The following is a 26421-nucleotide window of genomic DNA, read 5'->3' as shown; positions in this document are numbered from 1 at the left end:
ACTCACCCCTTCAAAACCTCCAATTCCAACAAGTACAATATCTTCTTGTCTTTATCGGTGAGTTTTTTCGATACTTCGCTTGGGTTAAAATGCAGCTTAAACGAGTAAATAGCACTTTCAAGATTAGTAATATTATAGCCTATAAATTTTAAGGCTTTTACGGGGTTAAAACTATCGTCTAGTACGAGGTCGTTTAGCTTAGTTTCGTCGTACCAAATACCAAAACCACTATCGGCTAAGGTTTTCCACGGAAACAGCGCACTTGGGTCTACTTTTCGTCCTGGAGCAACATCGGCATGACCAATAATATTTTGTTTGGGTATCTTATACTTTTCGCTTAAATGCTCTAGTAACCACATTAGGTTATTTATTTGGGCATAAGAGAATGGTTCTTCGCCATCATTATCCAACTCAATACCAATAGACACGCTGTTTAAATCGGTTACGTTGCCCCAACTGGAATTTCCGGCGTGCCAACCACGAAGCAAATCGTTAAGCATTTGGGTAATGCTACCATCGTCGCAAATAACGTAATGCGAACTTACTTGGGTACGCTTAAGCGCAAAGGTTCTGTACGTTTGCTCGCAACTCTCTTGATCGGTATGATGGATAACAATAAAATTAGGCTTACGCATACTAAAATTCTGAGATTCCTTAACACCAACCAATTGATTACCTATACTATCTGGCTGAATATATTGCAAATCCTTACCAAGTGCTTTGGCCTGTTTTTTATAGGCGGTTTTAGACGCTTTATACAAATCGTTAGAGCAACTTGCTAACAGCAAACAAATAAGAAGTGTTTTTAAATATCTCAAAATTTTAAATTATTAATGCGCTTCTAGCCAGTTTACACCTGTATCTACCTCAACATCCAACGGAACCTCCATTTTAAAGGCATTTTCCATTTCGGTTTTAATAAGGGTTTTCATGGTTTCTAGCTCTGGTTTGTACACATCGAAAACCAATTCATCGTGTACTTGCAATAGCATTTTGGTTTTATAATTACCAGCTTCGAGCTTATTGTAAATATTAATCATGGCTATTTTAATAATATCGGCAGCACTACCTTGTATAGGTGCGTTTACCGCATTACGTTCGGCAGCACTACGCACCATAGCGTTTCTAGAATTTATATCTTTTAGGTAACGCCTTCTGTCTAACACCGTTTTTACATAGCCATTGTCGCGTGCAAAATCGACTTGCTCGCTCATGTATTTTTTAAGTTTTGGATAGGTTTCGTAGTAGGTATCGATAAGCTCTTTGGCTTCGCCTCGCGATAAATCGGTTTGGTTACTTAAACCAAAAGCAGACACGCCATAAATAATACCAAAGTTTACCGTTTTAGCGTTGCTACGCTGCTCGCGGGTTACCTCTCCAATAGGCACTCCAAATACTTTCGATGCGGTAGAGGCATGAATATCTTCGCCATTTTTAAAGGCTTCAATCATGGTTTCCTCTTTACTTAAAGCGGCAATAATACGCAGTTCTATTTGGCTATAATCGGCAGCCAATAAAGTGTACTCATCACTTCTTGGTATAAACGCTTTTCGCACTTGGCGACCACGCTCTGTACGTATTGGTATATTCTGTAAATTCGGGTTATTACTACTTAAACGACCTGTTGCGGCAACGGTTTGCATATAATCTGTATGTACACGCCCCGTAGCATCTTCTACCTGTAATGGTAAGGCATCAACATAGGTGCTTTTTAGTTTCGATAATCCACGAAACTCCAATATATTCTGGATAATCTCATGGTCTTTGGCTAAATACGATAAAATATCTTCGCCTGTTTTATACTGCCCTGTTTTGGTTTTTTTAGGCTTATCTACAAGTTTTAGTTTTTCAAATAAAATAATACCCAATTGCTTTGGCGAGGCAATATTAAATTCCTCACCAGCAACCTCGTAAATTTTACTTTCTAGCGTGTTTATATCGTTATTTAAGGCTTCGGACAACGAATTTAAAAACGCCACATCCAAATTAACACCTTCTAACTCCATGGCAGCGAGTACGCGTAATAGGGGCACTTCAATATCATCAAATAATTTCTGGGTATTGGCTTCGCCCAATTCTTTTTCAAAATGCTCTTTAAGTTGCAGGGTTATATCGGCATCTTCAACAGCGTATTCTGTTTGCTTTTCCAAGGGTACATCGCGCATGGATAATTGATTCTTTCCCTTTTTACCAATTAACTCGGTAATAGAAATTGGCGTGTAGTTTAGGTAGGTTTCTGCCAACACATCCATATTATGTCGCATATCCGGATTAATCAAATAATGCGCTAACATGGTATCGAACAGTGGCCCTTTTACCTCAACATTATATTTGGCTAACACTTTAATATCGTATTTTAAATTCTGCCCAATCTTCTGAATGTTTTCAGCTTCAAAAAAGCCTCTTAACCCCTCAATAACGGCTTGCGCTTCGGTTTTATCTTCCGGAAACGGTACATAAAACCCCTTGCCTACTTCCCATGAAAATGCAATACCAACCAACTCTGCCGTTAGCGGGTTTAAGCCCGTGGTTTCGGTATCAAAACACACCGAGGTCTGGTTCATTAAATTTTTAACAAATAACTTGGTGGCCATTCCTGGTGCTACGCTTTGGTAAAAATGCGATACGGTTTCGGCTGTTTTTCTGGTGTACGTGTCTGTTTCGGTTGGCGCTTTCGCGGAATTTGGGTCGCCTCCAAACAAACTAAATTGGCCAGCTCCAGCACTTTCTGCTTCTTTTGGAGTTTCTTTTGGGGCTGCTTTTTCTGAAGCTGTATTGGTAGTAGTAGCAGCTTGCCCTTCAACTGAAAATGTTTTAGTAAAATTATCTATTAATCGTCTAAATTCTAATTCTTGAAAAATCTCGACTACCTTCGGGATATCGGGTTGGTCTAACTCAAAATCTTTAGCATTAAATGTTACCGGAACATCTAGCATAATAGTTGCTAGTTTTTTTGATAGCAAACCTAATTCTTGGTTGGCCTCTACCTTTTCCTTCATTTTACCTTTAAGCTCGTGGCTATTAGCAAAAAGATTTTCCATACTGCCATAAGCCGCTAAGAATTTTTTAGCTGTTTTTTCGCCAACACCTGGTAAACCTGGTATATTATCACTGGCATCGCCCATCATGCCCAAAAAGTCAATGACCTGCAAAGGATCTGTAACTTCAAACTTTTTCTGTACTTCTGGTATGCCCCAAGTTTCGTAACCACCACCAAACATAGGCCGGTACATAAAAATATTTTCGCTTACTAATTGCGCAAAATCCTTATCTGGCGTTACCATAAAGGTTTGGTAGCCTTCTTTTTCGGCTTGTTTAGCAAGGGTTCCAATAACATCGTCGGCCTCGAAACCTTCTTTAACCATAATAGGAATATGCATAGCCTTTAAAATATCCTGTATAATAGGCACTGCAATTTTTATAGCCTCGGGAGTTTCGTCTCTGTTGGCCTTGTAAGCCTCGAACATTTCTACCCTATCGGAACTTCCGCCTTTATCAAAACAAACGGCTAAATGATCTGGGCGCTCACGTTTTATAACATCTAAAAGTGAATTCATAAACCCCATAATAGCCGAGGTATCTAAACCTTTAGAGTTTATTCTTGGGTTTTTTATAAAGGCATAATAGCCACGGAAAATTAATGCAAAGGCATCAACTAAAAATACACGTTTGTTATCGGACATTTTGTATGTTTTGATGGAATTTCAAAACTACGAAAAGTTATTGTTAAAATTTGGAAGCAATCCATTGTTGTATGATAAAAGCACTAAGAATATTTCGCCTTTACAATCAAAAATCAAGTCTTATATTCAAATAATTGATAATTAATCATAAAAATAAATGATATACATTCGTTTTTTGATACTGGATTTATGCTTTAAAATGAAATAGTATAGTCTTTAAAAACATTAAAATAAAAAAGGAAACAGCACCAAAATTTGGTGTGTCTCCTTTTAGGAAATTGATTAATAGCGCGTTTTATATTTTAATTATCTTTTTTACTTGTTCGCCTTTATTGGTTTTTATTTTCACAAAATACGTGCCAGAATGCAATGTAGAAATGTTAATATGATTGGTTTCTTGACGATGTAAAACGTCTTGCCCTAATAGATTATAAATACTAACTTTTTCAATCCTATTTCCAGATTCTATATTAATGAAATTGCTGGCTGGATTAGGATATATTTTAAAATCTGCGGCTTCAAAATTGTTGGTGCTTAAATATTGGCAGCTTTCGCTAAAACTAGTTTGCGAGTCGATTGTTTCACTCCAATGTAATGTGCTAAATGTTTCATCATCTACTTCTATACATAATAAATTTACATTTTCTAAAGTGATGAAGGTAGTGATATTAGTATTTGCACCATTTTTAACATTCAGATATAATAAATTATTCCCTCCAATATTTACATGGGTTAGATTGGTGTTATTAGTTAAATTTAAGCTGGTCAACTGATTACTATAACATTGTAGAACAGATAGCGCCTTAAAATCTTCTATACCTGTTAAATCGCTAATGTCTTTAAAGGAAATTGATAGTGTGGTTATGCCATCAATATTTTCTGTTGGTACATAATTATCTAAAGGACCAGAATCGAAGCCTAAATCTATAAGAGCTTGTTCAAAATTATCGTCTGGAATGTAGGTTAATGGAATTGCTGAGCAATCTTCGCTAAAACGGGTTTGCGCATCTATACCTGTCCAGTTGGTTGTGCTGTATAACTCATCATCTACTTCAATACAGGTTAAATTTTGATTAGACGTAGCCAGAAATTCTATAAAACTTAAATTATTATTATTTTTTACGTTTAAGCTTGTTAGGTTGTTGAAATATACATTAAGATGGGTTAAATCACTATTTATAGACACATCTAAGTCTGATATTTCATTTACTGGACAATACAACTTTTTTAATGAAGGATTATTAGATAAATCTAGGCTTGTAAGATTATTACCAGCGCCATACAAGTCTATTAATAATGCATTATTAGTTAAATTGACATTTGCAATTTCATTATAACTGAAGTTCAATGAGGTTAACGATAAATTATTTGATACATCTAAATTACTTATTGTATTGAAGCTTATATTTAAAATATTTAACGCACTATTGTTTTCAATACTAATACTCGTAATTTGATTGTTATTACAATATAATTCTTCGAGAACCACAAAATCTTCTATACCTGTTAAGTCTGCAATGTTTTTATTTGAGACATCCAGAGTGGTTAGCGTATTTATGTTATCCGTTGGTACATAATCATCTAAAGCACCAGAATCATAACCTAAATCTATTAGAGCTTGTTCAAAATTATCGTCTGGAATGTAAGTTTGTGGATCTGCTGAACACGTTTCGCTAAAACTAGCATGCTCATCAATAGTTGACCAATTGTTCGTGCTGTAATTAGCGTCGTCTACTTCAATACAAGTGAGATTAATATTAAACGGAGCAAAAAATAAAGTGAAATTTGTGTTGTTACCATTTTTTACGTTAAGACTTACAAGTGGGTTATAGCCACATGCCAATTGTATTAAGTTTGTATTTAGACTCAAGTCTAGAGTATTAAGCAGATTATAATTAGCATTTAAAGTAGCTAAAGCTGTTTGATTGCTTAAATCTAAATTGGTTAATTTATTGTAATCAATAATCAATCTATGCAAAACTATATTTTGACCAAATTCTATTGCTGTCAATAAATTATTATCTACCTCTAAATCCATTAATGCTAGATTCTGGCTTACATCTAATGTTGTTAATAGATTGACACTTAGAATGAGTTCTAGTAATTCTATATTATTGTTTAAATCTATTGCTGGTAATAAATTATTTGAGACATTCAAGCTTTTTAGACCAGTATTTTGAGTTAAATCTAAACTTTCTAAGTTGTTATTACGTGCATTTAAACTAGTTAAAGCTAAATTATTACCTAAATCTAAACTTGTTAATTGATTACTATAGAGGTCTATACTAATTAAGGCTATATTTTGAGTTAGGTCTATAGTTGTTAATAGATTGTTGTGAGCAGTTAACTCAGTTAATGCCGAATTATTACTTAAATCTAAACTTGTTAATAGGTTATTTCGACAATTGAATTCTTCTAAAGCCACAAAACCTTCAATACCGGTTAGATCACTTATGTTTTTATTATGGACACTTAAAGTTGTAACTGTATTAATATTAGCAGTAGGCACATAATCATCTAAAGCACCAGAATCATAACCTAAGTTTATAAGGGCTTGTTCAAAATTATCGTCTGGAATGTAGGTTAATTGTATCGCGCTACAATCTTCACTAAAACTGGTTTGTGGGTCAATATTAGTCCAATTAGTTTCGCTGTATGCACTATCATCAACATTAATACAGGTTAGGTTAGGATTATTGGTGGCAGCAAATTCCGTTATAATGTCATTATTATCATTTTTGATATTCAAACTTGATAATTGATTAATATTAACATAGAAAAAAGTTAATAGTTTATTTTGGCTAACATCCAATTCTGTTAATAGATTATTGTGCGCATATAAATCAGTTAATGCTGCATTCTTGCTTAGGTCTAAAGTTGTTAGTTCGTTGTATGCACAAATGAGTACCTTTAAAGCAAGAAAATCTTCTATCCCGGTTAAATCTGTAATATTTTTTACAGAAACGTCTAATGTTGTAACGGTATTGATATTTTCTGTTGGAACATAATTATCTAGGGGGCCAGAATCGAAGCCTAAACGTATAAGAGCTTGTTCAAAATTATCGTCTGGAACGTAGGTTAATGACAACACACTACAATCTTCACTAAAATTGGCTTGTGGATCTATATCTGTCCAATTGGTTGTGCTATATGTGGCATCGTCTACCTCAATGCAGCTTAGGTTTGGGTTATCTGTGGCATAAAAAAATACAAAATTTGTATTGTTCCCATTTTTAACATCTAAGGCGGTTAATTGGTTGTTATAACATGCCAATTCGGTTAAAGCTGTATTAAAAGAAACATCCAAGCTCGAAAGCTGATTTTCGTAAACAACAAGTGAAGTTAAAGCTGTATTCTGACTTACATCCAAACTTGTAAGTTGGTTTATACCACAATAAAATTCAATTAAATCGATATTATTCCTTACATCGACACTTGTTAATTGATTGTCATGAGCCCGAATATGGGTTAAGTCATTATTTTGGGTGATATTTAAACTAGTAATCCTATTCGAGTAACAATATAAACGCGTTAAGGATTTATTGTAACTTAAATCCAGACTTGTAAGTTGGTTTTGAGGACAAGTTAAACTTGTTAAAGCTATAAAATCTTCAATTCCTGTTAAGTCTGCAATATTCTTGTCGCTTACATTCAAATGGGTTCTGTTCTTAATATTTTCGGTAAGTACATAATCATCCAAAGGACCAGAATCATGACCTGAATCTATCAATGCTTGCTCAAAATTATCGTCTGGCACGTAAGTTAACGCTGCAGCACTGCAGTCTTCACTAAAATTAACAAGTGCATCAATTCCAGAACTCCAATTAGCTTCACTATACGCAACATTATCAACTTCAATACAGGTTAAATTGGTATTGCCATAAACCTTAAAATTGGTAAAATTAGTATTATTTCCATTTTTCACATTAAGGTAAGATAGATTGTTACCTGAACAATTTAATACCGAAAGTATGTTGTTATTACTAAGGTCTAAGTCCATTATTTGATTACCACTACATTCTAAACTTGTAAGCGAATTGAAATCTTCGATACCTGTTAGATTCGTGATATTTTTATCAGTTAAATCTAAGGAGCTAATAAAATCGATGTACTCGGTTGGTACAGATCCATTAATAGGTGATTCATCATAGCCTAAATCTATTAAGGCTTGTTCGAAATTTGGATCTGGAATTAAAGTGGTTTGAGCGAAACAGACGCTGCTTATAAATAGATATACTAAAAAAAATAATTTTGTTTTCATGATTTAAATTTTTGTAGAATGTTTTAACAAGCTTGAAAACACCCCTAATTAATAGCATGATAAAATTAGCCCCAACTTGAAGCTTTGAAGATTATTTTTAGTAAACGGCTTGTTTTTTTTAGTGAATGCGGGTAAACAGAATTACGAGCCTTTTAGCTTGCTCATAACCAAATGCTTTTGCGAAGCACTTATAGGAATAGGTTCTGTTTTTAAAAAAAGCTTGTTGCTCTCTATACTATCAATATGATTGATATTAACCCAATACGAACGATGGGTTTGAACAAATATAGCATCATTTAATTGTTCTGACATATATTTTAAAGTGTGTGGCACCAAATAAGATCTTGTGGCTGTATATACATAACAATAATTATCAAACGCCTTTAAATACAAAATACTATTTTGATTAATTTTATGCGTACGACCGTCGGATTTTAGAATAAGAAAACCGGCATTTTGAATTTCGTAGTTATGCCATGCTAGATCAATATTGGTTCGTAAACCATTTTCAGTAAATGGTTTTACAATATAACCCAAAGGTTGGGTAGCCTTAACCCGCTCGATAGTTCCAAGATCGGTTTGTGAAGTAAGATATAAATACGGAATTTGTTGCTTATCAAGCTCAATCGCTAAATCTACCCCATCTTTTTCACCATCCAATTGTATATCAATAAGCACTAAATCGGGCTGAAGAATTGCAATATCTTTAAGTGCGGTAATTACATCCTCTGCGTCACCCACAACCGTATAGCCTTGCTTTAATAAGGCAGTTTCAATAGTAGCTGCAATTAACGGCTCATCCTCAACTATATATATATTTATAAATTTCAAAATGCGTCTATCAGATTGATGGATTCCTCTCTAAATCTATTCAATATCTTTTAAAACTTAAGCGAAAAAGCAACTTTTTTTAGCGACTAGCTTAATCATCCTAAAAATTTAAGACATTAAATGAAATTTTTTAATATTTAAAATAACCACGGTGCCTTGGCCGTAATTAGAAGTGTAACTTAAAGTTGCCTTTAATTTTTTTGAAAGCGCCTTCATTAATGTAATACCGAAAGAAGTATTTTCTATTTCGCCTTCAAACCCTTTTCCATTATCCATAACTTTTAAAATAAGTTCGTCTTTTACTTTAGAAAAATGAATATTAAGTTTACTTGCATCCGTAACTTCTTTAAAAGCGTGCTTTAAAATATTGATAATAAGCTCATTTAAAATAAGTCCCATAGGCGTAGTTGTTTCTACATCTAAAATTAGAGGCTCAATATCTAATTCGTAAGAAATGGATTTATTTTGAATTTGATGGCTATCAAAAATATCTTTAACCAAATCGGTAATATATTCTTTGGTGTCTATACCTACTATTTCTTCTTTATTATAAAGTTTTTGATGCACAAGAACCATAGATCGCACTCTATTTTCCGCTTCTTTAATAGCTATTTTAGCCTCCTTATCTACCATATTTTCAGACTGCAAATAAAGTAAAGAAGATACAATCTGAAAACTATTTTTTACACGATGATGTACTTCCTTTAACAACGTATTTTTATCATCTAAAGTTAGTTCAAGAATCTTTTTTTGTTTGGCTAGTTTTATCGTTTGTTGGCGATTTTTATATCCAAAAAAACCTACCAATGCAGCAATAATTAAACCCGATAAAGCTAAAAGAAGATATAGCTGATTTCGCTGTGCTATTTTTTCACCTTCAATTTTTAATAATTTTAATTCGGAATCTTTTTTTTCGGTTTCGTATTTGGTATTTAACTCTAACATTTGATTAATTCTATCCTTCCCCTTAATAGAATCTATGATAACCATATGAGCACTTTGATAGTTAAAAGCTTCTTTAAAGTTGTTTCTTTTATGATTTAATTTCACCAAGTGGTCATAAACTCCTAGTAGAATGGGTTTCGAGTCAATTTCCTTGGCAATCGCAAGACTCTTTAAGAGATACTCTTCTGCTTTTTCATATTGCCCTAAACTTACATTGGTTTTTCCAACGGTATATAAGCTTGTCGCCAACTCACCTTTGGAAGGCCTGCTCTCTCTAACATTCAAAACTTCTAAATAATAGGGTAAAGCCTTTTTAAATTCTCCTTTTTCAAAAAATAAATTTCCTAAATTTTCATTAATATAAGTAATACCACTTAAATTATTACTCTCTTTTGCAAAGTCTAAGGCTTTGGAATAATATTTTTCTGATTGATCATATTCTTTGCGTTCTCCATATGTGTTTCCGAGACTTGCATAATTCAAGGCAAGCCCCATTTTATCATCCAATTCTTTTTCTATCTCAATGGCTTCATGATAAACTGCAATTGCTTCATTAGTTTTCCCGATCTTTCTTAACAAGTTACCAATCATTTGTAAATGCGTTGCTACGCTAGATTTATCTTTTTTTGATTGATATATTTTGAGTAATTGATAATTAGTAGCTAAACTCTCCGAATAATTACCCATATTACTTTGGATGGTTGAGATCTGAAACAGACCATTACAGATTTGACTGCTATCTTTATTTTTTCTAGCATAGTCCACAAATTGATCTAAATGCTCTATACCTTCTTTATAATTTCCTTCAAATCTATTAATGACTCCATAATAAAAATTAGTTAATGCAATACCTTTTTCAAAATTATTTTTAGTAGCAAATTCCTTATATGCATCGGTATACATACGAGCAGAATCTAGCTTAATTCTTGTGGATGCATAACTCCAAATTAACTCTCCATACACTTTTGACTTTAAAACAACTGAATCTGGGTTAATAGTAACCAACAATTCTTTTAAACTGTCATTTTTTCGAATATTTTGGCTATATCCAAGTTGAATTATTAAAGAAACAATAATTAATAAGATGGCGCTTTTTTTCATAAATGATGTACCAATTGTACTAATGAAGATATTGAAATAAAGATTAAGAAACCGTTGTGCATTATAATTTAAAAGAAAAAAGGTATCCACACTAAAGATAATCAACAACTCATTTAAAACACTAAAAACAAACACTTTAAACGCAAATTACGAAAGAGTTTTGGAAGTATTGATAATAATAATATTAGAATAAATACTTTTAACTCAAAAAAAACATCAGTTTGATTCTAACCACTAAATTTAAGAGATTAAAGTGAGTTACCCTAAGTGTAATAATAACTTACTACATGTTTATTAAGAAGGTTCTCTCAGAATTAAATTTTACTAGAATAGCGTAACATTTATATACATGACAGAGGGTGTTAAACTTCATAAAAAAAATACAACAAAAACCTTTATTAGATGGCTTTATATTTCTAAAAATAAGAGAAATAGCATGTTTTAAATTATATAAGACTCTATTCCATTCTCACAAAGATTTAGGTTACCAAATAAGAGAGTTTAATAGTTGGTTATCTCTTATTTGGTAACCTAAACCATCATGAAAAGTTACCTTTATATTTTAATTACTTTTTTAGTACTTTCACCTTTATCTGTTTTAATTTTTAACAGATACATACCTGAATTAAACGTCGATAAATTAATTTGGGTGTCTTTTTTATTATCTAGAACTTGCTTCCCTAAAAGGTTAAACATCTTAATATTTTTAATTGCATATGTACTCGACAACAATAGCATACTAGATGTTGGATTGGGATATATAGAAATTGATTTTTCAAGCTCTAATTCTTTTACATGTAATGGAACGGAAGTCCTTTGGATAGTGAAGCTTTTATACCCATCGTTATTGGCAAGCGCCGAAGTTCTAAAGACTCTAAGCTTGTAAGTTGTTCCGGTAGTTAAATTGCTAACACCTCCTTGACCTTCAAAACACCCCAACTCTACTCCATCGCAGGTACTATAAACCGCAAAATTATTCCAAGCTATACCACCATCCATAGTAATATCTCCATCACTAGGCATGGTAAATTCGTACCAAACATCAGCATAATCTTCCATGGTAGTTCCGGAGCAACCTACTTCGTTATTTCTATCGGCACCAGTAATACCAAAGTGCACTGTTGTAGCTGTATCTGTAATTGTAATGCTTTCTGCAGATGCACAATCATCATTATTAATTATTTCGTAGGCTCGAATAGAAAAGCCTGTATAAGCATTATTCACATTAGATAATGTTCTGTAAATTCTTAATTTATAATCTGTACCTGTGGTTAAACCCGAAATAAGTTCGTTTGCACTACCGCATTGCAATTGTTGACCACCACAAGCATCATACAATGCAATGTTGTTCCAGCCTATGGCGGCATCTACAAAAATATTACCATTTACAGGCATGGTAAAATCGTACCAAAGATCTACATAATCTACTAAAGCTGTTCCCTCGCAACCCTCTTCAGTATTAATTGATGCTCCACCAATAATAAATTCAACCTCCGTTTCGTCGGTGGATACAGCAATGTTTTCAGAGGTGTTACATTCATCATTTATCGCCTCCTCAAATCCTTTTATAGTAAAATCTAAATAACTATTATTTACATCTGACACTGGTCTAAAAATTCGTAATTTATAATTGGTACCTCCCGATAATTCAGTAAAAAACTTACTACCGCTTCCGCATTCAATTTGCGCTCCACCGCAAGCATCGTAAAGCGCAATATCGTTCCAGCCTATTTTGGCATCAACAAAAACATTACCGTTAAATGGCATATTAAAATCGTACCAAATATCTACGTAATCTGCTGCCGAAGTTCCATCGCACCCCACATTATTTATTATTGTCGATCCGCCGATTTCAAAATCTACCGTTGAAACCGCTTCGGAAACCGTAATGTTTTGAGAAGCACTACAACTATCATTTAAAGCATTTTCAAAAGCCTTTATGCTAAAATTTAAATAGCTATTATTGGCCTCTGAAACGGCCCTAAAAACGCGTAATTTATAATTTGAACCTGCCGATAATCCAGTAAAAAAATTACTAGAACTTCCGCACGCAATTTGCACGCCACCACAGGCATCATAAAGTGCTACATTGTTCCAAATTATTTTGGCATCTACAAAAATATTTCCGCTAAACGGCATTGTAAAATCATACCAAACGTCTACATAATCTTCTGCTGCAGTGCCATTACACCCTATGCTATTTGTTATACTTGATCCAGCAATTTCAAAATTTACTGTAGATGTAGTTGTTGAAATAGAAATATTCTCCGAAGTATTACAATCGTCGTTTGTAGCCGCTGCAATTGCCCGTATACCAAAACTTTGATAACCTGTATTTGCCGCAGTTGCAGATTTTCGGTAAATACGCAGAAAATAAGTATTTCCGGATGACAGTGCAGTAAATAGCCCTTTTCCGTTATCGCAATTAATGGCCGCAGTACCACAAGATGTGTAAAGCGCAAAATAATTCCAACCTAAACCCCCATCAACAAAAACGTTTCCATCAACTGGCATTGTAAATTGATACCAGACATCGGCATAATCATCTGTAACGGTGCAAATGGTTTCATTATTTATTACAGCATTATTAATATCGAAATTAATATTGGAAATGGTATTAGAAACGGTTATTAATTCCGCGTTAGCGCAATCTTCATTTGCAGGTTGAGCAAATGTTATCTGAGTCGTTAATACGACAATAATAAAAAGTATAGTTTTTTTCATAATAAATAATTTTAAAGTTTAAAATCTACATTAAACACATCTCTTACCTCTTTAATTATTTTAAATACATGGTAACTTAAAAATAAAAATAATTCTCCACCAACCATTGCAAATGGATTAATATATATAAAAAGCCAAGACATAAATTGAGCAAGAATTAAGCTTGAGTTAAAAAACAGAAGGGTGAGGATTAATGTTGAAGTTTTCATTGGACTAATTTTTTGAAGTGAATTGGTTAAAAGTGATTCTAAACCTAATTCACGTTTAGAACCACTTTAATCCCAACAATAATTGATTAATAGCAATCCAAAACTAAATAAAAGAAACGAATGTAATAGGTGTTATTTTGTCGTAATCAGGTAGTATTTCACGCATGTTCCATATTTGTGCAAATATTGGCGCTATTTAGTCACATACCCTAAAAAGAAATGGAAGACCATTAATTCCTCATTTCCGACGGACTTTTCCTGAATTCTTCCTTAAAGGCTTTTCCAAACCAATTAGGATTACTGAATCCTGTAGCATATGCAATTTCTGAAACCGTTAAATTTGTAGATTCTAAAAGTTCCATGCCCTTTTCTAATCGTACAGAACGGATAAAAATAGCTGTACTTTTATTGGTTATAGCTTTAAGTTTTCTGTAAAGTTGCGATTCGCTCATGTTTAATGCTTCCGAAAGCTTAGCAGCATTATAATCTGAATCTTCAATATGGTTATGAATATGATACACAACCCCTTCTAAAAATTCAATATTTTTGTCTTTCTTTAATTGAGGTTTATCAAAAGCAATTATCTTTTTTATCGCATATGCATCTTGCAGCTGTTTTCGCTTAGTAATGAGCATTTCAATACGCAGTAATAATTCTTCTTTTTGAAACGGTTTTGTAAGATAAACATCGGCTCCACTTTTTATTCCTGTAAGCTTATCTTCTTGTAACGCTTTTGCTGTAAGCATTATAACTGGAATATGATTGGTTGTTTTTGTGGATTGCAATTGCTCGGTTAACTCATAACCGTTCATTTTGGGCATCATTACATCTGTAATTACAATATCTGGAATGTTTTTTTCTGCCAATTTAAATCCTTCATAACCATTAATAGCAAATAGTAAGCTGTATTTACTTTCCAAAATAGATGCTATATAATTGGCTATTTCCGGGTTATCTTCCACAATAAGTATACTATTAAAATCGCGAGATAAATGTTTAGTTTGTATGTTATTCTGATATACTCTTTCTGGATTAATAACACCTGAATTAAACTCGGCAGTCGTTACTAAAGCTTCATGAATTATTGGAATACGAATAGTAAAGGTTGTACTAATACTTTCCTCTGAATTTACGGAAATGCTCCCATTCATAAGGTTTACTAATTCTTTTGTTAACGCTAGTCCAATTCCAGTACCAGAAATTTTACCAGTTATTTTAGATGACCTATAAAAACGGTCGAAAACAAATAAAATTTCATCTTTTGGTATTCCAATACCTTGGTCTGTTATCTTTATAATAGCATGCTCGTCAATAGCATCTAACATAACAGTGACCGTAGTATTTGGTTTGGAAAACTTAATGGCATTAGTTATTAGATTACTTATTATTTGACGCATTTTTTCAACATCAAAATCCATTATAATAGAATCTTTAGATGAGAAAAAATTTAAAGCAACCTGATTCGACTCTGCTAAACTTGAAAAACTGGTAATAATATAGCTTGTAAAGGCTACTAAATTCGTACTGCTATTATTAAGTTTAAGTTTGCCTTGTTCTAATTTAGCTAAATCCAGCATTTCGTTAACTAAATGCAGCAAATTGTTACTACTTCGCTCTATAGATTTAATAGGTTTGCTTACTGTACTATCATTTATAAATTTCTCTTTTAAGCTACTTACATAACCTAAAATAATGGTTAATGGTGTTCTAAATTCGTGGGTAATATTAGTAATGAACTGCGATTTTAAAGCATCTAATTCTTTTAATCGTTTGGCTTCCTGCCCTGCTAATTGGTGCTTTAAATTTAGCTTGTAAACGAAAAATATCAAGGATAAAAACCCCGTTAAATAAACAAAATAAGCAACATTGCTTTTGTACCAAGGTGGTGTAACTTTTATATTTAGCTGTAAAGGTGCTCCTGTCCAAATTTTATTTCGAGATTGACCTTGAATTTTTAAATTGTGATTACCTTTTGGTAAATCTAGAATTTGTATTTCTCTTAAATCCCCCAAATTATTCCATGCGCCATCATTTAAAGAATACAAAAACTGATTACTGTTTGTAGGGCGTAAATCTAGATCTGAAAACGCAATATAACACGGGAAATCATTAAAATTCAATGTTATTTTTTCGGTTTTACTAAAACTTTGCTGCAGGACTTTTGGGTTTGTTAATGGATAGACCTCTGCATCTTTAATTTTTAATGAAGTAAAAGATAAGGTGCCAGACCTATCTAGTTGCGAAACCTGTTTAGGGTTAAATTCGTTAAACCCGTTAACCCCACCAAAATACAGAAGGTTATTTGCCTTATCATTAAAATGCGCACCAAGATTAAATTCTGAGCTTTGCAAACCATCTTTGGTAGTAAAATGCTCAAATTTTTCGGTGGCTTTATCAAATTTAAATAAGCCTTCATTGGTTGCTAACCACAAATAATTATCGGCATCTTCTAAGATACTGTATACATAATCATTACTTAAACCTTCTGCTGCTCCATAGTGTTTAAAGACTTCATTAGCCTTATCAAACCTATGCAAACCACCTTGTGTTGCCACCCAAATAACACCTTGCTTATCAATATGCGTATGTAAAGTGGTATTGTTTTTTAAACCGTTAGGATTATTTTTTTCGTGCCTATAAACCTTAAAAACTGGGTTTTGGTAATCATCATCTGTAAAGGATAGTTTATTAAGTCCATCCTCAGAGGTAACCCAATAATTACGCTCCTTATCTTGCTCAATACTAAACACATTATAAGAGCTAATTGAGTTTTCGCTATTATCATGTTTGTACAATTCAAAACTGTATTTTTTTTCCTTTAGATTGCCTGTAAAACGATTTAACCCTCCGCCATAAGTTGTAACCCACATGGTATTATTATGGTCTTTAAAAACACTTCTAGTTTTATTATTACTTAAGGAAAAAGGATCATTTTCATTAAAATACATCGATATTATTTCAGGTTTATCTGGATTAAAATCATCTAAATTTAAAACCGAAACCCCTTTGGTTGTAGCTAACCATAAATTATTTTCTCCATCAACGGTCATGCCGCGTATAACATTGTAAGCTAATTTCTCATTGGTGTTTTCTTTGGTAATTAAGAATATGTTTCCATGCTTATCAATACAATGCAATCCATTTCTAGTCCCAATAAATGTATAGTTATGCCATTTAAGAATCGAAAACACATAGTTGTTATTTAAAGCCAATTCAGATTTAGTATTAATGGTTTTAAAAACTTCTGGTTTTAAAGACAGAACATCTAAATTATTGGTACCAATCCAAAGTAAATCTTTATATAACAGAATATCGTAAACTCTATTAGAAGTTATACTATTATCATACTCTCTATCTCCTTTAAAACTGTTTATGTTATTGAATGTAAATGAAGATTCATCAAAACTCTCACAGATGAAGAGGCCATTATCTGTACCAATATAGAAAACATTGTCATGTATTTTTATCGATTCAATAAACAATTCTTTGCTAAACAGATTGTTATTCCCCTGAAGATTAACAGCGTTTGTTTTTCTTGTTTGACCGTTATAAACAAATAACCCCAAAGAGGTTCCTAAAAAAATGTTGTTTTTAAAAATTGCAATTTCCTCAATACTACTTTTAGGAATAGAAACATTAAGTTTCTCTAAATTTAATGTATCCAACACTTTACTCGTATAAAGCTCACCTACTTTGGTGCCCAAATACATTTTGGAATCTTGAATAGTAACGTTAGTAATATCGTAATTACTTAAACTAACCTTATTGGCAACATAAATGTCATTTTTTTTCTTGAATTTAATAAATCCTTGATTTGATAAAGTCGCATAAATATTGCCGTCCTTATCATGAGCTAGTGCAGTAAAATTTCCAGAATTGAATTTTGTATTTACAAAAGAATCCGTTTTAGGATTATAATAACAAACACCATTGTTGGCTGTAGCAATCCAAATGGTTCCATCTATGTTTTCAATTAATTTATTAATAAAATTCCCAGAAATGGATAAAGAATCATTTAAACGATGTTTATAAATTTTAAACGTGTTGCCATCAAACCTGTTTAAACCATCTTGAGTACCTATCCATAAAAAGCCATTTGAGTCATTAATAATACTTATTATTGATTGTTGAGAAAGACCATCTATTAATCCATAATGATAAAACGTTCTATCCTGACTGTGGCTAGAACAGACAAAAAAAAGAAAAAAGAAAAATAATTTATATTTCATTAAATTGATTTGTCTAAATATCAGATATTTGACTCGTTTTTTCTTTAAAAATAGTGATAATTTTCAATTACAAAATCGAATTACGCATAAAGCCATAATTTAGCGCTATGTTAATCTTACCTTAAATATTGGTTTAACAACTAAGTACTTGATAGTTTTGTTTAAATTTTCGCTATGACACGTTGGATAATATTCATTCTTATATATGTTATTTTGGCTTTTTACGGTTTTCAAGCCATAAAAACAGTCACTAAAAACACGTACATTCATTATTTATATATTGCCTTAACATTACTTGTTGCGGCCAATTTTATAATCCAGTTTACCATTTACTCAGAGGGTCGTGTATTAAACCCTGCCAAAAGTTATGCCTTTGGTTTTCTACTGGCATTTATATCCTTTAACTTAGTTTTGGTTCCTATTTTATTGGGCGAAGATATTATTAGAGGTATTTTAGGTATTTATGATAAAGTAGTTACTAAAAACGAAAACTTCTACCTCCCATCACGCCGAAAATTTATAAGTCAAGTAGCGCTTGGTCTAGCTGCCATACCATTTACATCCTTACTTTACGGTATGTATCGTGGCAAATACCGCTTTAGAGTTTTAAATTATACCTTACATTTTGAAGACTTACCAGACGCTTTCGATGGTTATAAAATAACGCAAATTAGCGATATCCACTCCGGCAGTTTCGATAATAAAGAAAAAATAGAATACGGCATAAACCTTATTAACGAGCAACAATCAGACATTATCTTTTTTACTGGCGATATGGTAAATAATAAAGCCTCCGAAATGCATAATTGGAAATCCCTTTTCGGCACCCTAAAGGCAAACGATGGTGTGTTTTCAGTATTAGGAAATCATGATTATGGCGATTATGTAGATTGGCCAACAACCGAAGCCAAACAAGAAAACCTTAACGATTTAAAGCAAATCCAAAAGGAAATGGGCTTTAATTTACTTTTAAACGAAAGCCGATTTATTGAAAAAAACGGACAACGTATTGCCATTGTTGGTGTAGAAAACTGGGGTAAAGGCGGCTTTAAAAAAGCGGGCGATTTAAAAAAAGCAGCCCAAAACATTCACGCAAACGATTTTAAAGTACTACTAAGCCACGACCCATCACACTGGGAAGAAGAAGTTATAAAAGACGATTACCACTACCATTTAACCCTAAGTGGGCACACACACGGTATGCAATTTGGCATAGAAATACCAGGCTGGATTAAGTGGAGCCCTGTAAAATGGCGTTACAAATATTGGGCAGGCATTTATAAAGAAATGGGGCAATACATTAATGTAAACCGAGGCTTTGGCTATTTAGGCTATCCGGGTCGCGTTGGTATATGGCCAGAAGTAACCGTAATAGAACTTAAAAAAGGCACAGCAAATTCATAATACAAAGGCTTGTATTTATAAAGAAATTGCTTATTTTTATAGTTAAGCATCGCTATTTAAGCAATATTGTACCGCTTAAATAGCAAATACTAAAAATTTACGTAGGTTTGTATTAAGCACACTCGATTAACAAAAAACATAGTATGTCAAAATTTGGGGAACTTATAGATGTCGAAATTCCAGTATTACTAGATTTCTACACAGAAAATAACGAACAAACAGAGGCTATGCATCTCGTACTAAGAGATGTTGCAGCTGCACTTGGCGATAAAGCTAAAGTTATAAAAATTGATGTCGATAAAAATCAAGAACTTGCCGAAGCTTTGCGTGTCAAGTCTTCACCCACGCTTATAATTTATAAAGACGGCCAAATGAAATGGCGCCAAAGTGGCGATCAAGATGCCAATACGCTTATAAATTTACTTCAAGATTTTAAATAACCCTTAAAAACGTAGTATCCGCATATTTTGGGCGTTACCCATAAAGGGTCGGGCTTTCTGCTATATCTTTTTTTGCCATTTACGGCAGCAAAAAAAGGATGCCGCTGCAATCCCTAACGCAAATACAGAACACAACTAAGTCGGTAACAAAATATTAAGCACACACGTCTGTGAGCTCTGTAAATAAGACAACTTAAAAGATAGACGTATTCAAAGCCTCAAAGCGATATCCTTTATCGCTAAAATAAGCCAATACTTTAGGTAAAGCGTATTGCATATTTTTACTAGCCTTTACACTATCATGAAAAACAATAACACTACCCGCAGTGGTTTTGCTAATCACATTCTGTAAACAAGCTTCTGGAGTAATGGTTTTATCCCAATCAAAAGACAACACATCCCACATAATTATACTATACCCTAAAGCCATGAGTTTTTTACCCTGTTTGGGTGTTATTTGTCCGTAGGGCGGTCTAAAAAGGTTAACGGTATTGGCTTCTGCAATTTGAGATGTAATAGCTTCCTGCGCTTTATATACATTATCTAAATAGTCTACAGCCTTTGTTTTCCAACCTTTAACATGGTTATGCGTATGGTTGCCAATAGCGTGCCCATCATTCAAAACATTATTAAAAATCTCAGGATGCTTTACAACGTTGTTACCAATACAAAAAAAGGTAGCCTTAGCGTTGTATTGCTTTAAAGCCATTAAGGTCCAATTGGTAATCTCTGGCGTTGGTCCGTCATCAAAAGTTAAATAAATAACCTTTTGGTTAGTAGGCACTTCCCAAATATAATTCGGGAATAACTTTTTAACTACAACAGGTGTTTTTACTGGTGTTAAGCCCACGCTTAAATAAAGTTAATTAATTTAAGCTATCGCTTTCTACTGGTAAAACGCCTTCCAAAGGAATATCAACATCAGTCCTAATGCTATCTTCAGGTTCTTCTTCGCCATAAAAATGATTAAAAGACCTTAAATAATTATTAAAAACATCGCCTTCGGTTTCAGCAAATTCAATATCATATCTAATTAACACATCAACCAAGCCTTTATAACGCTGTATATCGGTATAAATTTCCTCAAATAAACGTTCCTGTTTATCCACTTTCAAACTGCTGTAATACGATAAGTTTTCTTGGTATTTATTAGCCACTTCTTTAAACAAACGTTGTGCCTTTTCTTTATTACCAACTTCATAATACGCTCCAATAAAAGGTTCTAAAAGCGTGTAATAACCAAAGTATTCTACAGGCATGTTTTCCATGGCTATATCTGCTATTTCTTCAGCTTTATCTAATTTTTTCTCGTTAATTAATTGCTCAGATAAACGGGCTAAATTCCCTCTGTAAGTAATGGAGTTTTTACGCGTTTCAACATCGTGATAAATATCTGGACTACCGCTATTACCCCAATCCCAATTCTTAACTTTCTCGTACATTAAATCGCTATCTACACGACCCATATCAAACGGGTTTGCTCTATCTACAGGCGTTTTTATAGGTACTAACTTGTAGCACATACCATCAAGTTGTAAGTAGTCTTTCATCCAAATATAATCGTCGTCTCCAAAACTACCACCAGTAAAGTAAATAGGGCGTTTCCAATCGTTATTAGCAACAATATCTAGCATTAACAAACGGTTTTTATAAAGTGCACCACCAGAAACTTTAATATTAATTTCAGATACAATTTTATCGGCATCTTCGGGTTTTACTATTCCAGACTTTAAAGCGTTTTCTTTATTTACAGGAATACGCAAATACGGCGTTGGTAAATATGTAGCGTTGGCATCTTGCTCTCTTACATTCGCTAAATCGACACCACGCTGCTGTAATACATACTTGTATTTAGTTTTTGGGTTATCGCTACCAACAAAATCTAAAAACTGCTTAACATTTAAGGTATCATTAATAACCTGCTGAATAATGATATAATCATTAGTACCGTACTTATATAAATCGTGTGTTAATTGCGAAGGTATAGGGTCGCTCTCGTAAGCCTTACGCTTCATTTGGTCTATGTACCAGTCGGTTTGAAATAAACTGGTATTAACCACACGCACATCGGTTCTATAACCTTCAATTTCTTGAGCATACCACAGTGCGAACGTATCGTTATCGCCAATGGTAAACAGTATTCCGTTCTCTTCACAAGAATCTAAATACATTTTAGCCATAGCTCTGGCAGTGTATTTATCAGATCTGTCATGGTCGTCCCAGTTATTTGCTGCTAATATTCCAGGTACTAGAACTAAACAAGCTACTGTAATTATTGGCGCCGCTAATGTTTTAGGTACATATTTTTTAAGGCTATCATAAATAGCATAAACTCCAAAACCTATCCACAATGCAAATACATAAAACGATCCTACTACCGAGTAGTCACGCTCTCTAGGTTCAAAAGGTCGCACGTTGGTATATACTTGAATAGCAATTCCTGTAAACAGGAAAAACACAAGCATAACCCAAAATATTTTTTTGTCTTTATTAAATAAAAAGAAGAACCCAATAAGCCCTAAAATTAAAGGCAATAAGTAATAGGTATTTCTTGCTTTATTATTTTTAACATCGCTAGGTAAATTGTCTTGAGACATGCCTAAATGCCATTCGTCAATAGGTTTTATACCCGAAATCCAGTTTCCGTGGTTATCGTAACGCCCTTGAATATCATCTTGTCTTCCAGAGAAATTCCACATAAAATAACGCCAGTACATATAACCCAATTGATATTCAAAAAGGTAAGCAATATTACTCGCTAACGATGGTTTTTCAATATCAATATATTCTTTAAACTGCTTTAAAAAATTATTATAATCTTCATAATCAATAGCACCTTGGGCTACATCATTTCTAAATTTTGCAACAGCCGAACGCAGCTCGTTCTCCATTTGGTATTCTGGCTTTAAATTAAAATCTAAAAACCCAGAAAACATCATGTAATTTTCGGCATGCTCAGAACTCCACATACGTGGTAATATAGAGGCATGTTTGGAGTTGTAATTCTGCTTTGCGTTTTTCCAGTTATTTACAACAACGTATTTTCCTTTTTCTTCGTCCTTTTCATATTTAGGTTTATCATCTACATACGGATTGTTTTCATCTAAATACGCATATTGATCGGTAAACTGAGGTCCATAAAACAAGTGTGTTTCTGGATACTGCTCTAAATTATAATAGGCTAACAACTCTCTGGCACTCGATGGATTGTTCTCGTTAATTACCACATTAGCATTAGCGCGAATAGGCAACATTAACCATGTAGAAAACCCAATAATAACAAAGGTTAAACAAAGCACTCCTGTATTTAAGTACACATAATTTTTTTCACGTGTATATTTTAATGCATAAAAAATAATAGCCACCAAAGCAATTCCGGCAATAATAGAGCCTGAATTAAAAGGCAAACCAATGGTGTTTACAAAAAACACTTCCATGGCACTAAATATCCTAAGAATATTAGGCGCTAATAATTTAAATACAAACAGTAAAACACCCACCGAAGCGACGTTTGCAATTATAAAATTCTGAATGGTTATGGTTTTATAATTTTTAAAGTAATAGATAAGTCCAATGGCTGGAATAGTTAATAATCCCATAAAATGCACCCCGAAAGAAAGTCCGATAACAAAGGCAATTAAAATAAGCCAGCGGTTACCACGAGGTTTATCCATGTCTTGTTCCCAACGCAAACCTAACCAGAATAAAACCGACATAATTAATGTGGCCATGGCATAAACTTCGGTTTCGGCAGCGTTAAACCAAAACGAATCTGTAAAAGCAAAAGCTAAACTACCTACCAATCCGCTACCTAAAATAGCCATAGATTTGCTTTGAGACATATCGTTTTTACCTGCAACTAAATGTTTAAGTAGCAAGGTGATGGTCCAGAACATAAATAAAATGGTGAAAGCACTAGCAATAGCACTCATCATGTTCATCATAAAACCAACTTGCGAAGGCTCTAAAGCAAACATAGAGAAAAACGCTCCAAGCATTTGAAATAACGGTGCTCCAGGTGGATGACCAACCTGTAATTTTGCCGAGGTTAATATATATTCGCCAGCATCCCAAAAACTTACAGTAGGTTCAACGGTTAAACTGTAAGTTATAAGCGCTATTAAAAAAGAAACCCAACCTAAAATGGTATTCCATTTTTTATAGTTTGCATCTGCCATTTGTATGTGTTTTTATTTGCTTTGGCGAATTTAACAATAAATATGAAATGAGCGCTAACTATTTAGTTTGTCTTAACATATAAGCCCAATACTCAAAGCTTTTAAAAAAAATTTAAATTTTGATAAATATTTTTAAGAAAAAACTTGTGCAAAGATTTTTTTATATTAAATTTGCACCCTCATTACACGAATGGCCTATGGTGTAACTGGCAACACGTTGGTTTTTGGTACCAAAGAGTCTAGGTTCGAGCCCTAGTAGGCCAACATTAATTTAAAACCCTTACTGTTAAAGTAAGGGTTTTTTATTTTAAAAGGAATTATCTAAATATTCGTCGCTTTTATCAATATTAATTTCGGCCCATAACGGCAAATGGTCGCTTACTTGAAAGGTGTTCCAAGGGGAATTCAAATAAAAATCTGTAAGCTCTTCGGTTTTTAAAGCCACTAAATTTTTGGTATAGCTTTGTGTTTCTTTAGCCTTTTCTAATTGACGTTCTATTGTTTTACGTCGTGTTTTAGAGATAGTGTCCAAGGCCAACTCCGCCTCAATACCTTCAATTTTAATTTTCAACTTTTCAATATCGTCTTTAAAAGCGGCTTTATTTCGTGTAATATAATTTACAATATCTGTTTTAAACAACGGAAACTGATCTTCGGTATAGATATAATTAAAGAAATTAAAAATTCTATCTGTATTATTATGATCTTTTCCTGTTGATCGGTTTGAATCTTTCCAATCAAAATCTAAATTAGACGTTTTATAGTATGAAATTTGATCGTAAAATTTGGTGCGATCCTTATTTGAACCCTTTCTGTTTTTTATAGTCTCGAAACCATATTTAGCAAGCGCATCATAGGTTACATTATTTTCGTTTACAATATTAAAATCGCCAACAATAAAGTAGTTATAAGGATTAAACCATTTTGTACTAGGATCTTTTTTAGTGCCTTCTTTTTCGGCATTTTCACTAATTAACTTAGCTACTTTATCAATTTCCTCAACGCGTCTTTTAAAATGATTTGATTTCTCGCTGTCTTTACCATAATAAATATGTACTGTAGTCACCTTAAACTTAAACCAACCCGCCTGAAAAGAACATTTAAACGGCGTTCTAGCAAATTGCCGCTCAATAACGCCATCATTATTTCTAATTAACATATTTTGCGGCAGTACCAATTCGCCTGCTACACCATTAAATTTAACGGTACGTTTATCGTAAATAAATCCTAGCCTCTCGTTGTTTCCTCCACTTTTCCAAGCCGCAACATCGGTAAGAATATATTCATACTCATCTCCAAGCATACCCATAACTTTTTGTAATGGCGCTAAATCATCATTAATTTCTTGAATTGCCAATACATCAAACCTGGATATAATTTCGGCTATATAAACAAAATCATCTTCCTTTCTAGGTCCGAATTTTTTGCTATTACAATCGAACTCTCTAATATTCCAAGAGCCAAAAATTAAGGTTTCGTTTAATCGGCGTTCGGGAATTTTAGAGTCTAAACCCCGACGCAACTCTTTTAAAAGTAAGACACAACGCGGAATGTATTCTTTTTTTTTAAAATATTTAATTCTGTAATATTCCATTTTAATTGCTTTAAATTAGAAAACAATCAATCAATTTTTGGGGAGAAACGCTGATTATAAAGATAAGCTTTTTGCCTGAAACAGGACACTACACACTTAAATTCTAGCGCTTTACAACATTAAAATCAAGCATAAAACCGAAGTTTATTTTTTAAATATCACTAGTTTTAGCAAAATCTTTATCTTTTTTAAACAAATTAGAACTATTTGGAGCTTCGGTTTCATAAACAACCTCTTCGCTACCATCGGTATATAACGCAGAAAGTACAAGCGTGTTTCTGCGACCAGTATAGGTAGTAATATCGAAAATATTCTTTTTTATTAATTCATTTTTTCTTTCTTCAGTAAACACATTATATCGCGTTACACTAGTACCATTTACAGAGGCTACAACGCGGTAAAACTTAAGCGTTTTTTCTTCAACTTCTGCCACTGCTTCAGTAGGCTCAATACTTCTTTTTAAATAATCGTTTACTACTTTTAACCTTAATACTATTATATCGCCATTTGTATACACCATGGCTGTATACATCCCTGGTTCTACTTGATTTAAATCGACTGAAATAGCATTGGAATGATTCTCGAATGTTGTGCGCTCGAAAGTCGCTTTATTATAAAGAAACACTTTAGTTATAATATGCTTTGGATGCGAAATGTTTAAATTATTATCCACAACAGCTTGCTCCAAATGAAAATCACTTCCAATATTAGGAAACAATTTACTTTGCGCTTTTATGGTTAAAGTGCTAAGGAGAATAACAATTAATACCTTTTTCATAACATAAAAATTTAAGATAAAATTCTTTTTAACGTTAAGGCCTT

General features: G+C 33.1%; 14 protein-coding genes and 1 tRNA gene. 3 read left to right on the top strand and 12 right to left on the bottom strand.

Annotated elements, in window-relative coordinates; genetic code table 11:
• Nucleotides 1-2 precede the first annotated feature (2 nt).
• The 8 genes from HNQ90_RS02600 to HNQ90_RS02565 all read right to left on the bottom strand — a co-directional run bounded on the left by HNQ90_RS02600 (nt 3) and on the right by HNQ90_RS02565 (nt 17983).
• The gene (locus tag HNQ90_RS02600; protein ID WP_241678315.1) at nt 3-818 is read right to left on the bottom strand and encodes an N-acetylmuramoyl-L-alanine amidase; all 816 of its coding nucleotides are present in this window, start codon (nt 816-818) and stop codon (nt 3-5) included.
• A 12-nt stretch (nt 819-830) separates the two neighbouring features.
• Entirely contained in the window at nt 831-3683 is a 2853-nt protein-coding gene (gene polA, locus HNQ90_RS02595; protein WP_144115084.1) for a DNA polymerase I, read from the bottom strand.
• Between the two features lie 295 nt (nt 3684-3978).
• Nucleotides 3979-7944 (bottom strand): T9SS type A sorting domain-containing protein, encoded by a 3966-nt coding sequence (locus HNQ90_RS02590; protein ID WP_144115083.1) that lies wholly within the window; start codon nt 7942-7944, stop codon nt 3979-3981.
• A 141-nt stretch (nt 7945-8085) separates the two neighbouring features.
• Nucleotides 8086-8775 carry a LytR/AlgR family response regulator transcription factor gene (locus HNQ90_RS02585; RefSeq protein ID WP_144115082.1) on the bottom strand — a complete coding sequence of 230 codons (690 nt, stop codon included), beginning with the start codon at nt 8773-8775 and terminating at the stop codon, nt 8086-8088.
• A 108-nt stretch (nt 8776-8883) separates the two neighbouring features.
• On the bottom strand, nt 8884-10821 hold the full coding sequence (locus HNQ90_RS02580; protein WP_144115081.1) for a tetratricopeptide repeat-containing sensor histidine kinase: 1938 nt from the start codon (nt 10819-10821) through the stop codon (nt 8884-8886).
• A 555-nt stretch (nt 10822-11376) separates the two neighbouring features.
• A complete protein-coding gene (locus HNQ90_RS02575; RefSeq protein WP_144115080.1) occupies nt 11377-13545 on the bottom strand; it encodes a T9SS type A sorting domain-containing protein in 2169 nt (722 codons plus the stop codon).
• Nucleotides 13546-13556: 11 nt separating this feature from the next.
• On the bottom strand, nt 13557-13754 hold the full coding sequence (locus HNQ90_RS02570) for a hypothetical protein (RefSeq protein WP_144115079.1): 198 nt from the start codon (nt 13752-13754) through the stop codon (nt 13557-13559).
• Nucleotides 13755-13984: 230 nt separating this feature from the next.
• A complete protein-coding gene (locus HNQ90_RS02565; RefSeq protein WP_144115078.1) occupies nt 13985-17983 on the bottom strand; it encodes a hybrid sensor histidine kinase/response regulator transcription factor in 3999 nt (1332 codons plus the stop codon).
• Between the two features lie 174 nt (nt 17984-18157).
• On the opposite strand from HNQ90_RS02565, the gene HNQ90_RS02560 reads away from it, so the two are divergent.
• Together HNQ90_RS02560 and HNQ90_RS02555 are read left to right on the top strand one after the other, a co-directional pair.
• The gene (locus HNQ90_RS02560) at nt 18158-19387 is read left to right on the top strand and encodes a metallophosphoesterase (protein ID WP_144115077.1); all 1230 of its coding nucleotides are present in this window, start codon (nt 18158-18160) and stop codon (nt 19385-19387) included.
• Between the two features lie 143 nt (nt 19388-19530).
• Nucleotides 19531-19827 carry a thioredoxin family protein gene (locus HNQ90_RS02555; RefSeq protein WP_144115076.1) on the top strand — a complete coding sequence of 99 codons (297 nt, stop codon included), beginning with the start codon at nt 19531-19533 and terminating at the stop codon, nt 19825-19827.
• A gap of 193 nt (nt 19828-20020) precedes the next feature.
• Here the strand turns inward: HNQ90_RS02555 and HNQ90_RS02550 are convergent, their stop codons facing one another.
• Complete coding sequence (locus HNQ90_RS02550; RefSeq protein WP_144115075.1) at nt 20021-20677, bottom strand: polysaccharide deacetylase family protein; 657 nt, start codon at nt 20675-20677, stop codon at nt 20021-20023.
• Between the two features lie 16 nt (nt 20678-20693).
• Nucleotides 20694-24005, bottom strand: a complete 3312-nt coding sequence (locus HNQ90_RS02545) for a glycosyltransferase family 117 protein (protein WP_144115074.1) — start codon at nt 24003-24005, stop codon at nt 20694-20696.
• A gap of 191 nt (nt 24006-24196) precedes the next feature.
• Between HNQ90_RS02545 and HNQ90_RS02540 the strand changes: the two genes are divergently transcribed.
• A tRNA-Gln gene (locus HNQ90_RS02540) sits at nt 24197-24269 on the top strand.
• Nucleotides 24270-24312: 43 nt separating this feature from the next.
• Here HNQ90_RS02540 and HNQ90_RS02535 read toward each other — a convergent pair.
• The gene (locus tag HNQ90_RS02535; RefSeq protein WP_144115073.1) at nt 24313-25599 is read right to left on the bottom strand and encodes an endonuclease/exonuclease/phosphatase family protein; all 1287 of its coding nucleotides are present in this window, start codon (nt 25597-25599) and stop codon (nt 24313-24315) included.
• Nucleotides 25600-25750: 151 nt separating this feature from the next.
• Nucleotides 25751-26377 carry a hypothetical protein gene (locus HNQ90_RS02530; RefSeq protein WP_144115072.1) on the bottom strand — a complete coding sequence of 209 codons (627 nt, stop codon included), beginning with the start codon at nt 26375-26377 and terminating at the stop codon, nt 25751-25753.
• Nucleotides 26378-26421: the final 44 nt, after the last annotated feature.

Origin of the sequence: Algibacter amylolyticus (assembly GCF_014202225.1) — a bacterium.
Lineage (GTDB): Bacteria > Bacteroidota > Bacteroidia > Flavobacteriales > Flavobacteriaceae > Algibacter_B > Algibacter_B amylolyticus.
This window is presented reverse-complemented; position numbering and strand designations above follow the sequence as displayed.

Excerpts from the sequence above, each read along its gene's own strand:
- polA (WP_144115084.1), bottom strand. The coding sequence starts at position 3,683 with ATGTCCGATAACAAACGTGTATTTTTAGTTGATGCCTTTGCATTAATT.
- HNQ90_RS02590 (WP_144115083.1), bottom strand. The coding sequence starts at position 7,944 with ATGAAAACAAAATTATTTTTTTTAGTATATCTATTTATAAGCAGCGTC.
- HNQ90_RS02580 (WP_144115081.1), bottom strand. The coding sequence starts at position 10,821 with ATGAAAAAAAGCGCCATCTTATTAATTATTGTTTCTTTAATAATTCAA.
- HNQ90_RS02575 (WP_144115080.1), bottom strand. The coding sequence starts at position 13,545 with ATGAAAAAAACTATACTTTTTATTATTGTCGTATTAACGACTCAGATA.
- HNQ90_RS02570 (WP_144115079.1), bottom strand. The coding sequence starts at position 13,754 with ATGAAAACTTCAACATTAATCCTCACCCTTCTGTTTTTTAACTCAAGC.
- HNQ90_RS02565 (WP_144115078.1), bottom strand. The coding sequence starts at position 17,983 with ATGAAATATAAATTATTTTTCTTTTTTCTTTTTTTTGTCTGTTCTAGC.
- HNQ90_RS02560 (WP_144115077.1), top strand. The coding sequence starts at position 18,158 with ATGACACGTTGGATAATATTCATTCTTATATATGTTATTTTGGCTTTT.
- HNQ90_RS02555 (WP_144115076.1), top strand. The coding sequence starts at position 19,531 with ATGTCAAAATTTGGGGAACTTATAGATGTCGAAATTCCAGTATTACTA.
- HNQ90_RS02545 (WP_144115074.1), bottom strand. The coding sequence starts at position 24,005 with ATGGCAGATGCAAACTATAAAAAATGGAATACCATTTTAGGTTGGGTT.
- HNQ90_RS02535 (WP_144115073.1), bottom strand. The coding sequence starts at position 25,599 with ATGGAATATTACAGAATTAAATATTTTAAAAAAAAAGAATACATTCCG.
- HNQ90_RS02530 (WP_144115072.1), bottom strand. The coding sequence starts at position 26,377 with ATGAAAAAGGTATTAATTGTTATTCTCCTTAGCACTTTAACCATAAAA.